The following is a 19,796-nucleotide window of genomic DNA, read 5'->3' as shown; positions in this document are numbered from 1 at the left end:
TTCTGGCCATAAAAAATACTCCCCTTAGGTCAACAGATTTTATTTTTTAATCTGTCTACCTTATGGGGAGCATATCATTATGCATAGGTGACCTCTGTTTTTTTGTGTTCAATAACTTTCTTATTAAAAATAAATCTGTTTGTATATCAGTTATTTATTCGTCTTCAATGACCAACGAAAAATCACTTTGTTGGTCAATGAATAAATTATGTATTGATATGTTTGTTTTTCTGTTTGACACAACTGAGAAAAAAGAATAGTATTCAAGGTATCAAGCAAACAATATTTTTAACTGTTTGCTTAAAATTGAACAATGAAGAGGGGCGTTTGTATAATGGAAAACTCGGATTTATTTTGGAATGCCTCATTAACTGAAATGAAAAATGGATATTTTGAAGACCAACATTCCTATACGTGTTTGCTATGTAGTGAACGAATTGATAAAGGAATTGTCTATCCTGATGGAAATACACTTTATGAAGCGGAGCGGTACATGCGTCTGCATATCGAAAATGAGCATCACTCGGTATTTGATTACCTAATTGGAATGGAGAAAAGACTTACGGGTCTCACTGATCATCAAAATCAGCTATTGCGGCTTTTTTATGAAGGCAAGGGGGATAAAGAAGTTCAGCATGAAATGGGGATCGGGAGCGTCTCTACGGTACGACATCATCGATTTGCATTAAAAGAGAAAGAACGGCAAGCAAAGATCTTTTTGACGATGATGGAACTGCTGAAAGAAAAAGATGACCATACACCGGCCTTCATACCTCCGCATAAAACGGCTAAGATGATTGACGATCGGTATGCGATTACTGAAGCGGAGCAGCAGGAGATCCTTAAGAAATTTTTACCTGATGGTATGAGTGGCGGGTTAACGAAATTTCCTCCTAAAGAAAAACAACGTCTGGTTGTTATTCGGGAAATTGCAAACTCAATTGACAGTCAAACAACCTATTCAGAAAAAGAACTTAATGAGCTATTAAAGGAAATTCATGACGACTATGTCTTAATCAGAAGATATTTAATCGAATATGGATTTTTGGATCGAACTGCAGATGGAAGCGAGTATTGGCTGAAGAACTAACAATGGAAAGTGAGTGACAAGATATGGAACGTAAAAAAGAGCTGAAGCAACAATACAAAGAAACCGCTATTGAAGCGGGAATTTATCAAATCAAGAATACAGCGAACGATAAAGTCTTTGTAGGAAGTACTAAAAACTTCAAAACACTCAATGGGGTGAAGTTTCAATTAGAAACAAATACTCACACGAACAAACAGCTTCAACAAGAGTGGGACCATTTTGGAAAAGATGTGTTCAATTTTGATATATTAGAGAAACTGAAAAAGAAAGAGGATCCCTATTTCAACGAGAAAGAAGCACTGTCGGAACTGGAGACGAAGTGGTTAGAACAACTACAGCCTTATGGAGAACATGGGTATAACAAGCAAAAATCCCTTTGACAAAACAGGATTCGTCAACTATAAAAAGCTATCCATGATCAGGTTTCCCTTTTCAATGGATAGCTTTTTGCGTTATAGAACTATAAGTGAGGTGCATTACTGTGTATTTTGCGGTGGGGACTTCAGAAGAAGCTAAAGAAGCCTTATAGGCAACCAACTGTAGCAGATGTATTATTTACTTTAATATTTTCAAGTCATATGAGTAAACTTTTTTGTTTTGGGATTCTTTTATGATTGTATCAAGACCATGGATATCAATAGAATCCGTTAAAATCCCTTTCTCCAGTGAATAAGATTCTAAATAGTATTGTTCCTTTTTGTCTGGACTATATCGTAATACATATAGATTTCCTTCTTTAAAGTATGTTTCTTCATTTTGGCGAACTTTAGAGTTACTGACTTTATTAAGACTAAATTCTTTTGATACAGCAGTTGAATTTATATTAAAAGAATATATTTCACCTAATCCGTTAGCATAATATAATTTGTTGTTATGGATTGTTGCAGAATTTTTATAATTATAAGGAATAGTAGCTGTTAAATCTACATTACTGTAGTCAATAAATTCAAATGTATCTTGCTCCATGGTTTTTTTATTAATTCTATAAAGCGATACTGTTTCATTAGTATCATTAATAATTGTAGATAAAATTAGATAATAATAGTTTTCATCGGATAAGATTGGTGCGAGAACTTGCATATTTTCAGTAGACTCGGATTGGATAGTAGTTATATGCTTAATATTAAGTTCTTCATCAAATGTTACTTCCTTTAAATCATATTTATTTGTTTCGAAATCTTGTGTGAGTATATGAACTGAGTTTTCAGTAGTTCCAGACGCAACGATATAATAAGGTATACTATCTACATTGAAACCTTTAGAATCGCCATATCGAACATCTGAACTGTATCCATCTTCTACAAACCCACTGTTATATATACTGAAGAATAATTCTTTTCCAGATAGATAACCAGTTCTTTCACCTGTATATTGTGGAGTGTCCATTTTAAATTTTTTAATAGTGTCGCTTATAATATTTATGTTGTTTTTATCTTCTAAAAGAATTTGATCTTTGCCTACAGCGACGCTTCCTAGTTCAAGTCCTTTCATAGCAAGTGCTTGAACTGAATCATCATCCTGTACAAAAACGCCATAACTTAATCCTTTATTATCAATATCCTGGTCAGCTGTTGTTGATAAATAAATAATTGCTTTAGTGTTCTGTAATAACTCCTTTTCAGAAATTTCATCTGTTGAAAGTAACGAAGTATCAGGGATATTTTTTTCTTTTGAAAGACTAATGACTAAAATAGCGATAAATAATAAGACGGCACCTATTAATATACTTTTCTTCATAGTCAGTACCTCCAGATTAACAAATAAGACCGTCTCAAATTATTTAGACGGTCTTGTTTGAAAGATTAAATGTTTCTTACTAGAGCAGTACCCTTAGCATCTCTAACATCACGTGGGTAAACACCTAATCCACCGTCTACATCTAAATCTAGCGAGCCATTTAGTTTATAAGCAGACCAAATTAATTTGGAGCAGTTTTTAGCTCCAGTATGACTCGTCGAACGATTTGTAGCAAAATTATAAGAATATGATTGTCCAACCTGAGTATTCGCCCAGTTTGCAGCGTTGTTACGATTTGTAGTAGATGTTGTGACCGATTTAACCATAGCTCCAGAGCTATCTACTTTACGTGCAGTAGTTGAAATTGTTCGAACGCCAGCAGAAGGAACAGACTCTACAATTGTTGTTGAAGAAAAGTACATACCAACATGACCATGATCTAAATAAGCAGTTTGTGAAGGTGTGTAATAGAAGTTTCCTTTTGTACTAGAACCCACACTTACAGTTCCCCCAGAACCTCCATAAATAGACATATCGGAGCGGGCTAATTTCTCCTCTTTACCCTTGTCTTGATCATTTTTTAGCTCCGTATAAATTTGCTCAATAATACTTTGTTCTGACTGTCCTGTATTAGATGCAATCATTCGAACATCCTGTAGCAATTCTCGTTTCGAGATATCAGGCTGTAGTTTTAAAATTTCATTTAAACTAGAACTAGCTTCTGCAGAACCTGCTTGGGTAAATAACATAGTTGTTGTTAAAGACAGGGCTAAAATAGTTTTTTTCATGCTTAAAACTCCCTTATATTTATTTGTATTCGCCTTGGCTGTAGATAACAAATAAAATATTACTTTTACAACTTCCAATTACTTAGTTACGTACTCAATAGAAATTTTGCAACAGTGGTACTTTGAAATGTCCGACAAATGATATCTAATTTACGTGTTCGGTTCTTCTTTGTAAATACGTTGAAAAAACGGTTTAAGTAATCACAATATTCAGTCATTTCATTGTGTAATGTATCCAAAATAAGTATTTAAAATAGGAAAGGTACTATTTTAAGGATCATGTACAAGGGTTTTGTACTTTTGTTTCGAAGATATTAACCACCACCAATAAACCATATATCTAACATCGAAATAATTAAATCTAACATGGTTGGCACCTCCTGTCTTTGTAAAAATATTTCCACTCTATGTAATAATACTTTTATTAGGATAGAATGGTTTTAAAAAAGTCGCAAATGACTATTATGGGAGTGATAATAGATGCAGACAAACATAGGTTCAACTATTAAGAAGATTAGAAGTGATAAAGATTTTTCACAGAAATATGTAGTAGATGGAGTAATGACGCAAAGTGCTTATTCGAAATTCGAGTTAAATAAAACAGATATTACTTACTCGTCTTTAGCTAATATACTTGAAAATCTAGAAGTAACATTTGAAGAAGTCTTATATATTCAAAATGGTTTCAAGCATACTGAAAAAGATGCGATATTCAAGAAATTCATTTCAACTTCTTACAATAATGAAGAAAATATAAAAGAGCTATTTAATATGGCAGTAAGCTATTTACACAAAAAAGACGACCAATTAATTACTGATATTAAGTCTTTATGCGAGGCTTTTTTAATACTCCTATACACTGCTGATACAAGAATTCTTCAAACAACTGTCTCAAGTGTATGGAGAAGACTTTCAGATAGAAATCAGTTTTACTTTTCGGATTTATACTTATTAAATTCGATTTTTTATTTTTTTCCACTTGAAACAATGCTTGAAATAAAAAAATTAGCATTTAAAAGTATTGAACGGTACGGGGATTTTCAAAACATACAGCGTTTAAAAATAAACTTCTGTGTAAATATTTCGCTAATGCTAATTAAAGAAAAATGCTATGTAGAGGCATTGGAAGAGATCGAAACAGCTATTCTATTATCAAAAAAACAAAAGGCGTATTTACAATTAGCGGTTTGTTATGTACGTAAAGGTATATGTTTAAACTGCTTAGATAATAACGGATTCCCATGGGTTCAAAAGGGAATCGAACTACTAACTGTTTTAGAAGAACATGAGCTATTACAAATGGCAACAGTTGAAATTAATCTATATTCAGAAGTTTAATAATGTAAACTGGACACCCTGGCGTTTTCAAGGAGGACGAGATTATCATCTCGCACAAGTATGGCTTATTTATCCTGAAAAGTAAGGGTTATTAGGTTATCTACAAAACAAAAAAAGCTGTCCACAATCAGGTTTCCCTTTTCGGCGGACAGCTTTTTTCTATTGTTTAGATCTGTAAATTATGTATGGAGGAGGTAGAGGGATTCGAACCCCCGCGGGTTTTGACACCCCTGTCGGTTTTCAAGACCGATCCCTTCAGCCGAACTTGGGTATACCTCCGTGTTAGACAAGTAATAATATATCAGGCATCAGAGAAGAAGTCAACAATTTTCATTAAAAAATTTAGAGCGGTAGACAAATAGGTGAAAGTTGATTTTTTTACGGGCTACTCGTATAATAAAAGTTGCCGTGCTAGGTGGGGAGGTAGCGGTGCCCTATAACTTGCAATCCGCTCTAGCAAGACTGAATCCCTTTCCTGAGGCCGTCCGTATTGTAGGGTCTGCCTTTTGCACGTAGTGTTGACATTTGGGTCCCGCGCAATGGGAACCCATGAACCATGTCAGGTCCGGAAGGAAGCAGCATTAAGTGGAATTTCTCATGTGCCGCGGGGTCGCCTAAATCGAGCCAACGACAAGAGTAACGCTTATGTGCGGCGGTCGAAGGAAGGTGCACGGCGTACATAGCAAAGCCTCTCATCCTGATGTGGATGAGAGGCTTTTGCATGTTTTTAAGCAGATTTTTTCAAAATCCTTACTTCTTCGTCTCCATAAAAACTCATTTGAAAACACCACTCTCAAACAACGTCTTATCTGTTCGTTTGTGATATACTTATAGGAATGAATGAAGCGAAAAGAAAGGGGAGCGGACGGTTGAGTTATCAAGCTTTTTACCGGGTATACCGGCCTCAGACATTCCACGAAATGTCAGGACAGAAACACGTAAAACAAACACTTCAAAACGCTCTCCTCCATAACAAAACGACCCACGCCTACTTATTTTCAGGTCCCCGCGGAACTGGAAAGACGAGTGCCGCTAAAATTTTTGCGAAGGCATTGAATTGCGAGAACGGACCCGCCAAAGAACCGTGTAACGAATGTGAGACGTGCCGAACGATCACAGAAGGATCGAATACAGATGTAATTGAATTTGACGCAGCGTCCAATTCTCGTGTTGAAGAGATGCGGGACATCATTGAAAAGGTCCGATATGCACCGGCTTCTTCCAAATATAAAGTCTACATTATCGATGAAGTGCATATGCTTTCCAATTCAGCCTTCAATGCGTTGTTGAAAACGTTGGAGGAACCACCTGCACATGCGGTGTTTATCCTAGCGACAACGGAGCCACACAAACTGCCGCTCACAATTATTTCTCGCTGTCAGAGATTCGACTTTAAGCCTATTACAGCCGTTGAAATTGTGGAGCGCATGACGCACGTTTTAAAAGATGCAGACATTGAAGCTGACGCCAGCGCACTAAAAGTAATCGCGCAAGCAGCTTCAGGTGGGATGCGGGACGCACTCAGCATGCTGGACCAAGTTGTCTCTTTCAGTGGTGATCGAGTCACTGCAGAAGAGGCGCTACTCGTCACAGGATCTGTTGGGGAAGATATCTTCCACCAACTTGCAGAAGCTTTGCTCACGAAAGATGCTGGTGCTGCACTGACATTGTTGAATCGTCTCATTGCAGAAGGAAAAGATGTCTCACGTCTAGCGGAGGATTTAATTACGTTCTTCCGAGATTTACTGTTATTGCGGACGGCGCCTGATCTTACAGACTTACTGGAAGTCGTTTCGGGTGATGAACGTTTCGTTGCCTTAGCACAAGCATTTGAGCCAGATACTTTGTACGCTTATATCGACATTCTAGGAGAAACCCAGCAAGAAATGCGTTTCTCTAATCATGCGAAAGTGTATATTGAATCTGCATTATTGAAGATGGTGCAAACGCGCGGCACTTCTAATTCAGGAACAAGCGGAACAGCAGCTTCTCCTGAACTGGAACAAAAGATTGCTACACTGGAACGGATCGTTGGAGAATTGCAGCAACAGCTTGCTAACGGTGGGGGACATGCTGCACAAGCGGGCGAGAAAGCACCAGCAGCACGCAAAAATTCATCCAATAATGCCCGTGCATACAAGATTCCGACCGGTAAAGTCCATCAAGTACTCAGTTCTGCGACTAAGCAGGACATTCAAGTGATCCGGGAAGAATGGGCACGCATGATGCAGACGATGCAACGTTCGCATTCCGCACTGCTGGAAGAAACAGAGCCAGTAGCAGCATCGGATAGCGCGTTTGTGTTAAAATTCAAATATGAAATCCATTGTCTCATGGCGTCTGAAAATGCATCCCTCCGTTCAGGTCTTGCGGAAGCGTTGCGTCAACAAACAGGCAAAGCCTACGACGTAGTTTACGTCCCTGAAGAGGGATGGCTTAAAGTTAGAGAGGATTTCATCCGTAAGAGTGGGATGTCTAAGCAATCATCTCAAACAGAGGAGAACTCCGCGACTAGCGGTGAACCAACTGATGTTTCAGGGTCTGAAGAACCCCCGGCGTTCCTTGATGGCGCCGAACTGACACAAGAAGACCCGGTCGTGTCGGAAGCAGAAAAAATATTTGGTAAAGAATTTATTACCGTCCATGACGAGTAACTTAACTTAAAGAGGAGGAAACAAGAATGCGTGGTATGGGAAATATGCAAGGTATGATGAAGCAAATGCAAAAGATGCAAAAGCAAATGGGTGAAGCTCAAGAAAAACTAGGTGAAGAGCGTTTAGAAGGTGCAGCAGGCGGCGGCATGGTGAAAGTAATCGTCTCAGGCGACAAAAAAGTTGTCGAAGTCATCGTGGACCCATCAGTCATCGATCCTGAAGATGCTGAAATGTTACAAGACCTGATCGTTATTGCAACTAACGATGCAATGGAAAAGGCAGAAGAATTAACGAACTCTACGATGGGACAATTCACGAAGGGATTGAACCTTCCAGGGATGTTCTAGGAGGCAAAACCATGCATTATCCTGAACCGATATCTAAACTGATTGACAGTTTTATGAAACTGCCAGGCATCGGCCCGAAAACTGCGGGCCGGCTGGCATTTTTTGTGTTGAGTATGAAGGAAGATACAGTGCTCGACTTTGCGAAAGCATTGGTTGATGCCAAACGTAATCTAAGATTTTGCTCCGTGTGCGGACATATTACAGACATCGATCCGTGTCATATTTGTCAGGACCAGTCGCGAGACCGCTCCCTCATTTGTGTAGTCCAAGACCCGAAAGACGTTATTGCCATGGAGAAAATGCGTGATTACAAAGGACTTTATCATGTATTGCATGGTGCAATTTCGCCAATGGATGGTGTGGGCCCAGAAGACATTAACGTCCCCGACTTGCTGAAACGTCTACAAGACGAGGAAGTCGAAGAGCTAATTCTTGCAACAAATCCGACGATTGAAGGCGAAGCGACTGCTATGTACATTTCGCGCCTCGTGAAACCGTCTGGCATTCCAACGAGTCGAATCGCTCACGGGTTACCAGTTGGTGGAGATCTGGAGTACGCCGATGAAGTGACGCTGTCTAAGGCATTAGAAGGGCGGCGCCAACTGTGAAGCGGTCCGGTGGACTATTCCGTCGGAAGCACAAGTTAAAACGAGAATATGATGAAAAGTTACGGACATTGATGGTAGATACACGAGAAGAGTGGGAACAGGCGAAATCGATTGAAAAGTATGCAGATGATTTCGATCAGGAAATCGTAATTCGAAAAAAAATCGCTGAAAGCAATCATTTCTATTTGTACAAAGAAGCTAAAATTAGAAATCTTGGCATCGAGTGAACTAAACAACGATTGCTTTGCATAGACTGCTAGTAGTCTATTGTAAAGGGGGCAACTTCTGCTATGAAAGTTGCTATAATTCTTGCACTCGGTGTTGTCCTGCTCTTCGTTCTGCGTTTGACCAAGCCCCAACTGCAAACAGCGGCTGAAAAACTGTCCATTTTATGGTTTAGACTCGCTTTTGCGTTTTTAATTCTATTCATCCTCAACATCGCAGGTGGGTTTGTTGGGTTGTACGTGCCGATTAATATTGGATCAGGCTTTTTACTGGCAGTGCTTGGTATTCCAGGATTGGCGTCTTTACTAGTCCTGGCAGTTTTCCTGTAAGGATGAATAGTTGAAAGATGTCCTACCACGAAGTCAGCCAATGTGTGCTGACTTTTTTTACATAGAAGATGGAGCAGAATCTCATGAGGAAGGAGGAGAAACGAATGGATCATACAAAAAAACCTGTAGTGGAAGCACTGCAGACCTTTCTAGGGTCACAGCCTGTATCTTTTCATGTACCCGGACATAAGCACGGCTTGCTTTCTGGACTACCTGAGGATCTTAAAGCTGCACTACGATACGACGTAACGGAATTGACGGGGCTGGATGATCTGCACGCACCTACTGAAATGCTCGCAGAAGCACAAATGATGTTGGCGGATGTATATGGAGCGGATCAAAGCTTTTTCCTAGTAAACGGTTCTACAGTTGGCAACCTTGCAATGATCCGTACAGTTTGTGCACCGGGGGATACATTGCTCGTACAACGCAACGCACACAAATCCGTGTTTCATGCAGTAGAGTTGGCAGGTGCACAAGCTGTTCTACTTACACCGGAGTGGGACGAAGCAACTTGCACAGCAGGCGCAGTTTCAAAGACAACTGTTGAAGAAGCGTTAGAACGGTATCCAGATGCAAAAGGCGTAGTCGTTACATACCCGACCTATTACGGAACAACAGGTAGTGACTTGCAGACAATTGTTGAAAAATCGCACGATAAGGGTATACCTGTACTGGTAGATGAAGCGCATGGTGCGCATTTTGTAGTAGGTACTCCATTTCCGGCATCTGCGCTTAGACTCGGTGCAGATATTGTTGTTCAATCGGCGCACAAAACATTGTCCGCGATGACCCAAGCATCTTTTCTACACGCAAACTCACAGCTAGTAGATATAGACCGACTAACGCGCATACTTTCCATGCTACAAACAAGTAGTCCATCGTATGTGTTGCTAGCATCTCTTGACGATGCCCGGGCGATGATTGCTACTTATTCAGAGGATGACAAGCAAGCATTTCTCGTATGGCGTGGTGAATTTATCGATCAGCTCAGTAAGATTAAAGCACTTGAAGTGATCGAGACAGAGGATCCATTGAAAATTCTGCTACGACAAAAAGAAGCATCCGGCTATACACTTCAGCATTCATTGGAAGAGGTGGGGATCTATACAGAACTCGCAGACGAACGACAAGTGTTATTCGTACTTCCTTTGCTACCTGAAGCGATTTCATACCCAACTCAGTCCGTTTGCGAAGCAGTCGAGTCAGCGGTACAACTTTTGCAAAGAGACTCTGTGCAGGTTCCTGAAAAGGATGAATCGAATGAGGAAGAGTCGCGTAAGTTGATAATTACAACGAGTTCCCATTCAAAAAAAGATACGGAATGGGTGCCTGCAGAGTCTGCAAATGGATTTCAAGCAGCTGCAGCAATTATTCCCTACCCACCAGGAATTCCACTGGTCTTAAGCGGAGAGCAATTGAATGCACAACTAATTCAAGAGGTATGTCATATGATGGATTCAGGGGCAAAGTTTCAAGGAGCAGTTCGAGTAAATGGACCAGCAACGGAATTTGAAGTGTTGAGTGCACAAGGAGAAGATTGGAATGGCTAAAGGATTATTCATCACATTCGAAGGACCAGAAGGCGCAGGGAAAACGACGGTCATTAAAGAAATTTATAACCGTTTGCAACAACAAGGAAAATATTCGGTTTTAACACGGGAGCCTGGCGGAATCCGAATTGCAGAGAAAATCAGGACGATTATTTTAGATAATGATCATGAAGAAATGGATGGTCGGACAGAGGCGTTATTGTACGCAGCTGCAAGACGACAACATCTTACCGAAAAGGTCATCCCTGCTCTGGAAGAGGGTGCGATTGTCCTTTGCGATCGGTTCGTTGATAGCTCTCTCGCGTACCAAGGGTATGCAAGAGGTCTAGGAATCGATGAAGTGCTCGCGGTTAACGAATTTGCGATTAATGGACTCATGCCTGACCATACAATTTACTTTGACTTATCCCCGGAAGCCGGTTTAGCAAGAATTGCAGCGAGTGGTGAAAGGGAACAAAATCGTTTGGATAATGAAACGCTGCAATTTCATAAAGACGTTGCAGAAGGTTACCGTCTCGTACAGAAACGGTTTCCAAAACGGATTCAACCCATTGACGCGAGCGGTTCAGTAGAAGAAGTTACAGAAATTGTCTGGAAAACGATTGCATCATTCATTTCTTAAGGCATTTCATGATATAATAAAAGAAAGCGGAAAAGGAGAGATACCTCGTGAAACTTATAGTGGCAGTAGTACAAGACCAAGACAGTAATCGACTTTCATCGGCATTGACGAAAGGTGACTTTCGTGCAACGAAATTGGCAAGTACAGGTGGATTTTTGAAATCAGGGAACACGACGTTTTTGATCGGTACAGACGATAGTCTTGTCCCGAAAGCGTTGGACCTCATTCGAGATAACTGTCGTTCGCGTGATCAAATGGTAGCTCCCGTCTCACCAATGGGCGGAAACGCTGACTCCTATATCCCATATCCAGTTGAAGTTGAAGTCGGTGGCGCAACGGTTTTCGTTCTGCCAATTGAACAATTCCGTCATTTCTGATTCATATCGGAGTGAATTTTAATGAAAGTTAATAATGAGTATCGCACGGGTCTCGATAAATTGCGTAACGACCCGTTAAAGTCTCCTCAAGGTGGGGAGCGATTTGGTCAAATGGTTCAAAAACAGGAATCACGCCTGCATGGAGAACAGATTACTCGTCTACTTGGCGACATTTCCAGCGCAGGTGACCGGCTTGCCCGGTCTCGTAACTTGCGGGACATGGCTAAATTTAAAATGCTCGTCAAACGTTTTCTAAAAGAGTCTGTCGAAACCGGTCTAGGTCTGAAACAGTCACATACGTGGAACCAGTACGGAGAAGGACGGCGGCTGAAAATTGTTGAGACAATTGACCAGAAGCTAATCGAATTAGCGGAACAATTGCTTCAAGATGAAGAGTCATCCGTGGAACTTCTCGCTAAAATTGGTGAAATCAAAGGACTTCTCATCAATCTATATACATGAGGACGTTTTCTGATACATAAGAAAACGTCTTTTTTATACGAAAGGGGGCAGCCGTATGGAAAATCAGTTAAACAGTCGAATCGCTACCGAACAGCCGGCAGTTGCTGCTAGATTCAGTGCTGCCTACCGCAATCATCGGATTGGTCATGCTTATATATTTGATGGTGAAAAAGGGATTGGGAAACAAGAGGCTGCATTATACTTCGCCCAATTATTATTGTGTGAACAACCAAACGAGGATGTTCCATGTGGAACATGTAGCGCCTGCAAGCGCGTTGCTTCAGGAAATCACCCAAACATTTTAACGATTGAACCTGATGGTCAAGACATAAAAAAAGAACAAATGGCAGGATTACTCACAGTTATGACGAAAAAGGGATATGAGAGTGGACGCCGTATTTATATGATTGATTATGCTCATCGAATGAATACAGCCGCAGCTAATGCACTCCTCAAGTTTTTAGAAGAACCTGAAGGAGATGTGACTGCAATATTGCTGACAGATGCCTATCATATGGTATTGCCTACAATTCAGTCTAGATGTCAGCGTATCTCTTTCCTTCCACCACAGCGGGAACAGCTGTTGGAAACCTTGAAAGCTGAAGGGATTTCTCCATCACTTGCAGCTACGGTAACTTCACTTACTGCAGATTCAACCCGTGCTGCTGAACTGGCATTAGACGAGCAGTTTGTAAGTTTGCGAAAAACAGTGGTAAAATTAGTTCAAGCCATCGATTTGAACGTGACAGACGCATTATTACTCATCCAGTCTGAATGGGCGCCATTCTTGAAAGAAAAAGTAGATACCGAGATGGGGCTGGACTTGCTTCTGTACATGTACCGTGATATTGTGGCGAAGAAAGCGGGACTGTCTGCAACACCCGCATACCCGGATTTAGATGAATTCATAACCAGTCTAGCAATGAAAATGACTTATGATCAGTTGTCCACAATCTTGGAATCAGTTTTGCAGGCAAAAAAGCAATTGCATCGCAATATGCACCGGACGCTTTTAATGGAGCAATTGGTGCTCAGTATGCAGGAGGGGTTATTCGTTGTATAACGTTGCAGGAATCCGCTTTAAAAAAGCGGGTAAAATACATTATTTTGACCCAATGGACTATGACTTGAAAGTCGATGATTACGTAATCGTCGAATCTGCACGTGGTACAGAGTATGGGAAAGTGGTTAGCATGATGGTGGATATGGATGGTTCAGACTTAGTTCTGCCTTTAAAGAAAGTGATTCGTCCCGCCAGCAAAGAGGATAAGGATAAGGTGGAAGAAAACCAACTGGATGCCCAAAAAGCATTTACTACATGTGTCGCCAAAATCCAAGAGCACAAACTTGATATGAAACTTGTCGATGTGGAATATACATTTGATCGTAATAAAGTGATTTTCTATTTTACAGCTGAAGGTCGAGTCGATTTCAGAAACTTGGTGAAGGACTTAGCATCTATCTTCAGAACTCGGATTGAGCTACGCCAAATCGGTGTAAGAGATGAAGCTAAAATGCTTGGCGGAATTGGTCCTTGTGGCAGAATGCTTTGTTGTTCTACATTTTTAGGTGATTTCGAACCGGTTTCTATTAAAATGGCAAAAGATCAAAATCTATCATTGAATCCTTCAAAGATTTCGGGATTATGTGGAAGATTGATGTGCTGTTTAAAATATGAAAACGATGAATATGAGGAAGCCAAAGCACTCATGCCTGATATTGGTGCACGTATTGAAACGCCAGATGGCTCAGGGAAGGTTGTCGGTCTAAACTTACTTGAGCGTTTGCTGAAAGTGAAGTTAACCGACCAAGACCAAACACTTGAATATGCTTGGGAAGAACTGTCGAAGAAGACGGGACAGCCCGTCAATTGATGAAGTGATGAGGTGACAAAGTTGAAAGAAGGGAACTTTCTCGATAAGGTAATCGAATACGAACAACAACTCGACTCTATGCACAAGCAATTCCGTGAAATAATCGGTTTTGTTGCCAAGATGACGGAAGAAAACCATTCACTTCAACTTGAGAATCATCATCTGCGCGCACGTCTGGACGAGTTGGATCAACAAGCTGCTACTGACAAAAAAAACGCAGAACGCTCGCAACGGGCAGACGTTGGCGAAGGCGTAGACAATTTGGCTCGTATTTATAATGAGGGATTCCACGTGTGCAATGTCCATTATGGAAGCACCCGTAAAGGTGAAGATTGTCTGTTTTGTCTCTCGTTTCTAAGTAAACAAAATTTGTGAATTTTAGCCGATCCCTATTACTATCTAGGTGTCGGTTTTTCTATATTATGAAGTCACTATTCTCTTAAAGGAGTATCCGATGGAACCAATTGAATTACGAGGTGACGAACGCCTCGATTACTTACTTGCAGAAGATCTGCGAATTATCCAGAGCCCATCTGTTTTTTCATTTTCACTAGATGCTGTACTTCTGTCACGTTTTGCTTATATGCCCATAAGACGCGGAAAAATCGTGGATTTGTGCGCAGGGAATGGCGCAATTCCGCTGTTTTTAAGTGCACGAACCTCAGCGGATATTATAGCGGTGGAGTTGCAAAAACAACTAGCGGATATGGCAAGTCGTAGTATTGCTTATAATCAGCTGGAGCAGCAGATTACAATGCTATGTGACGACGTCATTGGTATCGCCTCTAAAATAGGGTTTGATCAATATGATGTAGTGACATGCAATCCACCGTACTTTAAAGCGTATGAAAATAGTGAACAAAATCAAAAAGAACCGCTGACCATTGCTCGGCACGAAGTAAAACTGACTCTCGATCAAGCGGTTCGTTCTGCGAGTGAATTACTTAAGCAAGGCGGGAAAGCGGCATTTGTCCATCGTCCAGGAAGGTTACTGGATATTATAACTTCGATGAGAGCGAATCGGCTGGAGCCGAAGCGTATTCAATTTGTATATCCGAAAGAAGGAAAGGAAGCGAATACGTTGCTAATCGAAGCGACGAAAGATGGGAAGCCTGATTTGAAGATACTTCCGCCGCTATATGTTTATCAACAGGACGGTACGTATACTGAAGAAGTGAGGAAATTGTTGTATGGAACAGAAGCATGACCATCTGTTTTATGTACTTGAATGTAAGGATGGTTCCTACTACGGAGGATACACAACGGATATAGAACGTAGGGTTGCCATGCATAATTCAGGTAAAGGAGCAAAATATACGAGGGCAAGAAGGCCTGTTCGTTGCATTCATCACGAAAAGTTTGAGACGAAGCGGGAAGCGATGCAAGCTGAGTACCGTTTCAAACAGTTGACGCGACCCGCTAAAGAACGGTATTTGGAACAAGAGGAGGCAGGCGAATGATTACACAAAAAAGTGCGGAATACGAGAAGGGTGTGCTGTATTTAGTAGGTACACCAATTGGGAATTTGGAAGATATGAGTTTTCGTGCTATCCGCATTTTAAAAGAAGCAGACATGATTGCGGCTGAGGATACTAGAAATACTGTGAAGTTATCGAATCACTTTGAAATTGACACGCCTTTCATGAGTTACCATGAGCACAATCTAGAGGTGGGGGGGAGAAAGATTTTAGAGTTGTTGGCAGATGGTAAAACCGTTGCGCTCGTGAGTGACGCGGGGATGCCTTGTATTTCAGATCCTGGTGCCGATATTGCAGAAAAAGCAATCGCAGACGGTTATGCAGTCGTACCTGTACCTGGGCCGAATGCAGCCATTAGTGCATTAGTTGCGTCTGGTATTCCTACACAGCCCTTTTTGTTTTTCGGTTTTTTAGATAGACAGAAGAAGAAGCGTCGTATTCAGTTGGAAGCGTTACAGAATCGACAAGAGACTTTACTCTTTTACGAGGCACCTCATCGATTGAAAGATACGTTGCGTGCATTGAAAGAACAGTTTGGACCGAATCGGCGTATTACACTTGCGAGAGAACTAACAAAACGTTATGAAGAATTTGTTAGGGGGACAGTTGAAGAGGCACTTAACTGGGCAGAATCAACAGAGATTCGCGGAGAATTTTGTTTAGTCGTAGAAGGTACAGATGAAGTGAAATCAGAAACTGAGGAAGTATGGTGGAGTGCGTTAACTCCGGTTGAACACGTTGAACAATTGATAGAACAAAAAGGATACACATCAAAAGAAGCAATTCGTGAAACCTCAGCCGATCGGGGTGTGAGTAAAAGGGAGATTTACCAGGCATATCACGTTGAATAAAAAAATAACATCTGTGCCTACTTGAATAGGCACAGATGTTATTGAAATAAAATCATTAAATCAAGACATTTTGTCTTCGATTTCAGCAATAAGTTGCTTAGCACCTTCAGGACTAAGAATCAGTTTACCATCGATGAGTGTTAAGTTGTCATCTGAAACTTCTCCAGTTACTGAACACGTCATGTTAGGCATGTATTTCTTCAAGATGATTTTGTCGTCATCCACATAAATTTCTAGTGCGTCTTTTTGAGCTATGCCGAGTGTCCGACGTAATTCGATAGGGATAACTACACGACCAAGTTCGTCGACTTTACGTACGATTCCAGTAGATTTCATATCAGGTTTCCTCCTAAAGTAAAATGGTGATTCGTCAGATTTCGACATTTTTCTCTTGTCTGTCTATTATCATACCAAGTCTTCCAATTAACGTCAATAGCGAAGCCTATAAACTATTTAATGAATAATAGATACATGAAAAACGCACATAAATGTGAATGAAAGTTGCAGATTTTGAGTGGCTAGAAAGTATTTTACATAAAACTTTCTTAAAATTAAAAAGAGGTTGACTTTCCGTGTTACTCACTTTATAGTTGAAAATAATTCTTGCACAATCGAATAGCAATACATCACTTTCTTATCCAGAGAGATCGAGGGGCAGGCCCTATGACATCTCGGCAGCGGGTTCATTACACATGAACACTGTGCCAATTCCTGCAAATGCTTTATGCATTTGGAAGATGAGAACGGAGATGGTTTCATATTATATTGAAGCCCTCTTTTTTCTCGTTCTAATGAGAAAAAAGAGGGCTTTTTTCGTTCAACCAAAAGAAAGTTCGATGACTGCGCTCATTGCTGCACAGAATCATTACAGTAAGAAAAGGGGGCCCAGCATGATTGAATTTAAACAGGCGGTTAAGACATTTAAACTAGGAAAGCGAGAGGTGACGGCGGTTAAGGACGTGAGTTTGTCCGTTGCACAAGGAGAAATCTTCGGAATTATCGGGTTTAGTGGTGCAGGGAAAAGTACATTGCTTCGACTCGTTAATATGCTGGAGCGTCCGACCACGGGTTCTATTCAAGTACAAGGAGTAGACCTAGCAACACTTTCTCAAAAAGATCTAAGAAAGCTTCGTCGTCGAATCGGGATGATTTTTCAGAACTTTAATTTGTTTACATCCCGAACGGTTGCAGGGAATGTGGCATACCCACTAAAACTTGGGGGCGTAGCGAAAAAAGAAGTGACTGCGCGAGTAGCAGAACTATTGGACTTTGTGGGACTGTCTGATAAAGCGAATGATTACCCGGAACAACTTTCCGGTGGTCAAAAACAGCGGGTGGGTATCGCAAGAGCACTCGCTACATCGCCTGATATATTAATTTGCGATGAGGCTACCTCAGCTTTAGACCCGGATACGACAGCTGACATTCTTAGACTACTAAAAAAAGTGAACAAGGAGCTTGGAATTACGATTCTACTGATCACACATGAGATGCATGTCATTCAAGAAATATGTGATCGTGTCGCTGTGATGGAGGATGGAGAAGTGATTGAAACAGGTTCTGTATTCGACACATTTACAAATCCACAGCATCCAACGACAAGACGTTTCATCCAGTCAGTACAACAGGATCGACCTTCAAATGCATTGCTTAAGGAGTGGCGTGCAAAGGGAGGGAAAAAACTGTATCGAGTGATTTTTAAAGGTGAAGTAGCTGGCGATCCAGTTCTCTCAAGGCTCACTCAAAAGTTTGGTGTGAATTTCAACATTGTTTATGGATCCATACGTGAACTGCAGGAGAAGTTTTTTGGGAATTTGTTAGTTTCATTCGATGGAGATGAGCAATCTGTAAGCCTACTAATTGCTTCATTGAAGGAAAGCGTAGAGATTGAGGAGGTTGCTGTTCATGAAAGTTGATTGGACCACATTTTGGCCAAGAATTATAGAGTCGACCGGTGAGACAGTTCTCATGGTCATTGCAACGCTCGTCTTTGGCTCAATATTAGGAATAAGTATCGGTTTACTGCTTTACGTAACGAGAAAAGGAAATATTTTAGAAAAGCAATGGGTGTTTCAAACATTGAATATCCTCATCAATATCATTCGCCCGATTCCCTTCATTATATTCCTTGTTGCATTAAGTCCTGTTACAAGGGCAGTTGTAGGTTCCACAATCGGAACGTGGGCGGCTATCTTTCCAATGACGATTGCAGCCTCTTTTGGAATCGCTAGGATTGTGGAAAATAACTTGGTAGGAATAGATCCTGGTGTTGTGGAGGCAGCTAAAGCGATGGGGGCAAGCCCTTTTCAAATCATTTTTACAGTTCTAATACCAGAGGCTCTCGGTCCTCTAATTCTTGGTTTAACATTTGTAACAATTAGTTTAATCGACTTCTCAGCAATGGCAGGTACCGTCGGAGGAGGGGGATTGGGACACGTCGCAATGACATACGGATATCAGCGTTTCGATGGAAGTGTCATGTTGGTTACGGTAGTCATTCTAATTATTCTTGTCCAAGTCGCTCAATGGATAGGAAACACGTTTTCCAGAAAGGTTATGAGACGTTAGTTTTTTGATCAAACACATACTTGGAGGAGATTATAAAATGAAGAAAGCAATTATCTACTTAGGAACTATTTTACTGTTATTAACACTTGGAGCTTGCAGCCAAAAGACATCGGGACAAGAAAAAGATTCGAAAACGGTGAAAATTGGTGTGACGGGGTCAGATGGTGAAGTATGGCCAATCCTTAAAGAGAAAGCTAAAGCAGAAGGAATTGAAATTGAACTCATCGAGTTTGCCGATTACACATTACCGAACCAGGCTTTAGCAAATGGAGATATTGACCTAAACTCATTCCAGCACATTGCATTTTTAAGTCAGTTCACAAAAGAGAATAATGCAGACTTAACACCAATTGGTGCCACAATCATTGCGCCGATGGGGATTTACTCAGAAAAGCTGAAGTCAATTGACGATATTGAAGATGGAGCACGTATCGCAATCCCAGATGATCCATCTAACCAAGCACGTGCTTTGAAATTACTAGAATCCGCAGGCCTGATTAGACTAGCAAATGATTTCGGATTGTTCGGAGATCCGTCGAAAATTGTCGAAAATCCAAGAAAACTCGACATTTATCCAATAGTAGCTCAACAAACTCCGCGTGTACTGCCGGATGTTGCTGCTTCTGTCATTAATAATGGAGTCGCTGGGCAAGCAGGGTTTGATCCGGTGAAAGATCCTATCTATTTAGAAGACAGCAGTGATGAAAATACATTGCCATATGTAAATATCTTTGCAGCTAGGTCAGCAGATAAGAACAATGAAACCTATCAGCGAATTATTGAGCTGTATCATGAAGAAGATGTGAAAAAAGCGGTGGAGGCAGATACAAATGGCGGTTCTGTCGTAGTTGATATTTCAAAGAAAGAGTTACTAAAAGTCTATAAAGGACTATAA

The 19,796-nt window shown here is 40.8% G+C and carries 24 protein-coding genes, 1 tRNA gene, 1 other RNA gene and 1 riboswitch; of the genes, 22 read left to right on the top strand and 4 right to left on the bottom strand.

Annotated elements, in window-relative coordinates:
- The first annotated feature begins 334 nt into the window (after nt 1-334).
- Together ACR65F_RS15920 and ACR65F_RS15915 are read left to right on the top strand one after the other, a co-directional pair.
- Nucleotides 335-1,090 (top strand): DUF2087 domain-containing protein, encoded by a 756-nt coding sequence (locus ACR65F_RS15920; protein WP_191692230.1) that lies wholly within the window; start codon nt 335-337, stop codon nt 1,088-1,090.
- A 23-nt stretch (nt 1,091-1,113) separates the two neighbouring features.
- Nucleotides 1,114-1,470 carry a GIY-YIG nuclease family protein gene (locus ACR65F_RS15915; RefSeq protein ID WP_191692232.1) on the top strand — a complete coding sequence of 119 codons (357 nt, stop codon included), beginning with the start codon at nt 1,114-1,116 and terminating at the stop codon, nt 1,468-1,470.
- Nucleotides 1,471-1,645: 175 nt separating this feature from the next.
- Here ACR65F_RS15915 and ACR65F_RS15910 read toward each other — a convergent pair whose 3' ends face one another.
- Together ACR65F_RS15910 and ACR65F_RS15905 are read right to left on the bottom strand one after the other, a co-directional pair.
- Nucleotides 1,646-2,827, bottom strand: coding sequence for a YycP family beta-propeller protein (locus tag ACR65F_RS15910; RefSeq protein WP_440504992.1), 1,182 nt, complete (start codon nt 2,825-2,827; stop codon nt 1,646-1,648).
- A gap of 65 nt (nt 2,828-2,892) precedes the next feature.
- Entirely contained in the window at nt 2,893-3,615 is a 723-nt protein-coding gene (locus ACR65F_RS15905; RefSeq protein ID WP_440504991.1) for a hypothetical protein, read from the bottom strand.
- A gap of 480 nt (nt 3,616-4,095) precedes the next feature.
- On the opposite strand from ACR65F_RS15905, the gene ACR65F_RS15900 reads away from it, so the two are divergent.
- A complete protein-coding gene (locus ACR65F_RS15900; protein WP_440504990.1) occupies nt 4,096-4,953 on the top strand; it encodes a helix-turn-helix domain-containing protein in 858 nt (285 codons plus the stop codon).
- 186 nt (nt 4,954-5,139) lie between these two features.
- Here ACR65F_RS15900 and ACR65F_RS15895 read toward each other — a convergent pair.
- A tRNA-Ser gene (locus ACR65F_RS15895) sits at nt 5,140-5,232 on the bottom strand.
- A 127-nt stretch (nt 5,233-5,359) separates the two neighbouring features.
- Here ACR65F_RS15895 and ffs point away from each other — a divergent pair.
- The 16 genes from ffs (at nt 5,360) to rsmI (ending at nt 16,333) form a co-directional block, all read left to right on the top strand.
- Nucleotides 5,360-5,627, top strand: an RNA gene (gene ffs, locus ACR65F_RS15890) — signal recognition particle sRNA large type.
- Between the two features lie 195 nt (nt 5,628-5,822).
- Complete coding sequence (gene dnaX, locus ACR65F_RS15885; RefSeq protein WP_440504989.1) at nt 5,823-7,607, top strand: DNA polymerase III subunit gamma/tau; 1,785 nt, start codon at nt 5,823-5,825, stop codon at nt 7,605-7,607.
- Between the two features lie 26 nt (nt 7,608-7,633).
- Nucleotides 7,634-7,954 (top strand): YbaB/EbfC family nucleoid-associated protein, encoded by a 321-nt coding sequence (locus ACR65F_RS15880; RefSeq protein ID WP_039043168.1) that lies wholly within the window; start codon nt 7,634-7,636, stop codon nt 7,952-7,954.
- Between the two features lie 11 nt (nt 7,955-7,965).
- Entirely contained in the window at nt 7,966-8,562 is a 597-nt protein-coding gene (gene recR / locus ACR65F_RS15875) for a recombination mediator RecR (RefSeq protein WP_039043167.1), read from the top strand.
- The gene (locus ACR65F_RS15870) at nt 8,559-8,789 is read left to right on the top strand and encodes a YaaL family protein (RefSeq protein WP_039043166.1); all 231 of its coding nucleotides are present in this window, start codon (nt 8,559-8,561) and stop codon (nt 8,787-8,789) included. The genes recR and ACR65F_RS15870 overlap by 4 nt, the downstream gene beginning before the upstream one ends.
- Before the next feature lie 63 nt (nt 8,790-8,852).
- On the top strand, nt 8,853-9,116 hold the full coding sequence (locus ACR65F_RS15865; protein ID WP_025783659.1) for a pro-sigmaK processing inhibitor BofA family protein: 264 nt from the start codon (nt 8,853-8,855) through the stop codon (nt 9,114-9,116).
- Nucleotides 9,117-9,220: 104 nt separating this feature from the next.
- On the top strand, nt 9,221-10,669 hold the full coding sequence (locus ACR65F_RS15860; protein WP_440504988.1) for an aminotransferase class I/II-fold pyridoxal phosphate-dependent enzyme: 1,449 nt from the start codon (nt 9,221-9,223) through the stop codon (nt 10,667-10,669).
- Nucleotides 10,662-11,291, top strand: coding sequence for a dTMP kinase (gene tmk, locus ACR65F_RS15855; protein ID WP_440504987.1), 630 nt, complete (start codon nt 10,662-10,664; stop codon nt 11,289-11,291). Before ACR65F_RS15860 ends, tmk begins: the two co-directional genes overlap by 8 nt.
- 47 nt (nt 11,292-11,338) lie before the next feature.
- The gene (darA, locus tag ACR65F_RS15850; RefSeq protein ID WP_025783662.1) at nt 11,339-11,668 is read left to right on the top strand and encodes a cyclic di-AMP receptor DarA; all 330 of its coding nucleotides are present in this window, start codon (nt 11,339-11,341) and stop codon (nt 11,666-11,668) included.
- A gap of 21 nt (nt 11,669-11,689) precedes the next feature.
- Nucleotides 11,690-12,130: a YaaR family protein gene (locus ACR65F_RS15845; protein ID WP_039043163.1), complete on the top strand. Its 441-nt coding sequence runs from the start codon at nt 11,690-11,692 to the stop codon at nt 12,128-12,130.
- A gap of 55 nt (nt 12,131-12,185) precedes the next feature.
- On the top strand, nt 12,186-13,193 hold the full coding sequence (holB, locus tag ACR65F_RS15840) for a DNA polymerase III subunit delta' (RefSeq protein ID WP_440504986.1): 1,008 nt from the start codon (nt 12,186-12,188) through the stop codon (nt 13,191-13,193).
- On the top strand, nt 13,186-14,004 hold the full coding sequence (locus tag ACR65F_RS15835; protein WP_039043162.1) for a PSP1 domain-containing protein: 819 nt from the start codon (nt 13,186-13,188) through the stop codon (nt 14,002-14,004). The genes holB and ACR65F_RS15835 overlap by 8 nt, the downstream gene beginning before the upstream one ends.
- A gap of 21 nt (nt 14,005-14,025) precedes the next feature.
- On the top strand, nt 14,026-14,379 hold the full coding sequence (gene yabA / locus ACR65F_RS15830) for a DNA replication initiation control protein YabA (RefSeq protein ID WP_025783666.1): 354 nt from the start codon (nt 14,026-14,028) through the stop codon (nt 14,377-14,379).
- Nucleotides 14,380-14,458: 79 nt separating this feature from the next.
- Nucleotides 14,459-15,211 carry a tRNA1(Val) (adenine(37)-N6)-methyltransferase gene (locus ACR65F_RS15825; RefSeq protein ID WP_440504985.1) on the top strand — a complete coding sequence of 251 codons (753 nt, stop codon included), beginning with the start codon at nt 14,459-14,461 and terminating at the stop codon, nt 15,209-15,211.
- Nucleotides 15,195-15,464, top strand: coding sequence for a GIY-YIG nuclease family protein (locus ACR65F_RS15820; protein ID WP_039043160.1), 270 nt, complete (start codon nt 15,195-15,197; stop codon nt 15,462-15,464). The genes ACR65F_RS15825 and ACR65F_RS15820 overlap by 17 nt, the downstream gene beginning before the upstream one ends.
- The gene (rsmI, locus tag ACR65F_RS15815; protein ID WP_440504984.1) at nt 15,461-16,333 is read left to right on the top strand and encodes a 16S rRNA (cytidine(1402)-2'-O)-methyltransferase; all 873 of its coding nucleotides are present in this window, start codon (nt 15,461-15,463) and stop codon (nt 16,331-16,333) included. Before ACR65F_RS15820 ends, rsmI begins: the two co-directional genes overlap by 4 nt.
- A gap of 60 nt (nt 16,334-16,393) precedes the next feature.
- Here the strand turns inward: rsmI and abrB are convergent, their stop codons facing one another.
- The gene (gene abrB, locus ACR65F_RS15810) at nt 16,394-16,669 is read right to left on the bottom strand and encodes a transition state genes transcriptional regulator AbrB (protein ID WP_025783670.1); all 276 of its coding nucleotides are present in this window, start codon (nt 16,667-16,669) and stop codon (nt 16,394-16,396) included.
- Between the two features lie 295 nt (nt 16,670-16,964).
- A riboswitch (SAM riboswitch) is annotated at nt 16,965-17,077 on the top strand.
- Between the two features lie 146 nt (nt 17,078-17,223).
- On the opposite strand from abrB, the gene ACR65F_RS15805 reads away from it, so the two are divergent.
- The 3 genes from ACR65F_RS15805 to ACR65F_RS15795 are packed head-to-tail and all read left to right on the top strand — an operon-like array spanning nt 17,224 to nt 19,796.
- Nucleotides 17,224-18,249 (top strand): methionine ABC transporter ATP-binding protein, encoded by a 1,026-nt coding sequence (locus ACR65F_RS15805; RefSeq protein ID WP_039043158.1) that lies wholly within the window; start codon nt 17,224-17,226, stop codon nt 18,247-18,249.
- Nucleotides 18,239-18,901: a methionine ABC transporter permease gene (locus ACR65F_RS15800; RefSeq protein WP_440504983.1), complete on the top strand. Its 663-nt coding sequence runs from the start codon at nt 18,239-18,241 to the stop codon at nt 18,899-18,901. The genes ACR65F_RS15805 and ACR65F_RS15800 overlap by 11 nt, the downstream gene beginning before the upstream one ends.
- A 37-nt stretch (nt 18,902-18,938) precedes the next feature.
- The gene (locus ACR65F_RS15795) at nt 18,939-19,796 is read left to right on the top strand and encodes a MetQ/NlpA family ABC transporter substrate-binding protein (RefSeq protein WP_440504982.1); all 858 of its coding nucleotides are present in this window, start codon (nt 18,939-18,941) and stop codon (nt 19,794-19,796) included.

The organism is Sporosarcina sp. SAFN-010 (assembly GCF_059415065.1).
The sequence above is the reverse complement of the archived record's forward strand: the minus strand, read 5'-3'. Positions and strand labels throughout refer to the sequence as shown.

Bases quoted from the DNA above. Each gene is read 5' to 3' on its own strand.
- ACR65F_RS15825 (WP_440504985.1), top strand. From the start codon at position 14,459: ATGGAACCAATTGAATTACGAGGTGACGAACGCCTCGATTACTTACTT.
- holB (WP_440504986.1), top strand. From the start codon at position 12,186: ATGGAAAATCAGTTAAACAGTCGAATCGCTACCGAACAGCCGGCAGTT.
- ACR65F_RS15905 (WP_440504991.1), bottom strand. From the start codon at position 3,615: ATGAAAAAAACTATTTTAGCCCTGTCTTTAACAACAACTATGTTATTT.
- rsmI (WP_440504984.1), top strand. From the start codon at position 15,461: ATGATTACACAAAAAAGTGCGGAATACGAGAAGGGTGTGCTGTATTTA.
- ACR65F_RS15845 (WP_039043163.1), top strand. From the start codon at position 11,690: ATGAAAGTTAATAATGAGTATCGCACGGGTCTCGATAAATTGCGTAAC.
- ACR65F_RS15880 (WP_039043168.1), top strand. From the start codon at position 7,634: ATGCGTGGTATGGGAAATATGCAAGGTATGATGAAGCAAATGCAAAAG.
- tmk (WP_440504987.1), top strand. From the start codon at position 10,662: ATGGCTAAAGGATTATTCATCACATTCGAAGGACCAGAAGGCGCAGGG.
- ACR65F_RS15800 (WP_440504983.1), top strand. From the start codon at position 18,239: ATGAAAGTTGATTGGACCACATTTTGGCCAAGAATTATAGAGTCGACC.
- ACR65F_RS15865 (WP_025783659.1), top strand. From the start codon at position 8,853: ATGAAAGTTGCTATAATTCTTGCACTCGGTGTTGTCCTGCTCTTCGTT.
- ACR65F_RS15910 (WP_440504992.1), bottom strand. From the start codon at position 2,827: ATGAAGAAAAGTATATTAATAGGTGCCGTCTTATTATTTATCGCTATT.
- ACR65F_RS15805 (WP_039043158.1), top strand. From the start codon at position 17,224: ATGATTGAATTTAAACAGGCGGTTAAGACATTTAAACTAGGAAAGCGA.
- abrB (WP_025783670.1), bottom strand. From the start codon at position 16,669: ATGAAATCTACTGGAATCGTACGTAAAGTCGACGAACTTGGTCGTGTA.
- ACR65F_RS15820 (WP_039043160.1), top strand. From the start codon at position 15,195: ATGGAACAGAAGCATGACCATCTGTTTTATGTACTTGAATGTAAGGAT.
- ACR65F_RS15860 (WP_440504988.1), top strand. From the start codon at position 9,221: ATGGATCATACAAAAAAACCTGTAGTGGAAGCACTGCAGACCTTTCTA.
- ACR65F_RS15795 (WP_440504982.1), top strand. From the start codon at position 18,939: ATGAAGAAAGCAATTATCTACTTAGGAACTATTTTACTGTTATTAACA.
- ACR65F_RS15920 (WP_191692230.1), top strand. From the start codon at position 335: ATGGAAAACTCGGATTTATTTTGGAATGCCTCATTAACTGAAATGAAA.
- ACR65F_RS15900 (WP_440504990.1), top strand. From the start codon at position 4,096: ATGCAGACAAACATAGGTTCAACTATTAAGAAGATTAGAAGTGATAAA.
- ACR65F_RS15915 (WP_191692232.1), top strand. From the start codon at position 1,114: ATGGAACGTAAAAAAGAGCTGAAGCAACAATACAAAGAAACCGCTATT.
- recR (WP_039043167.1), top strand. From the start codon at position 7,966: ATGCATTATCCTGAACCGATATCTAAACTGATTGACAGTTTTATGAAA.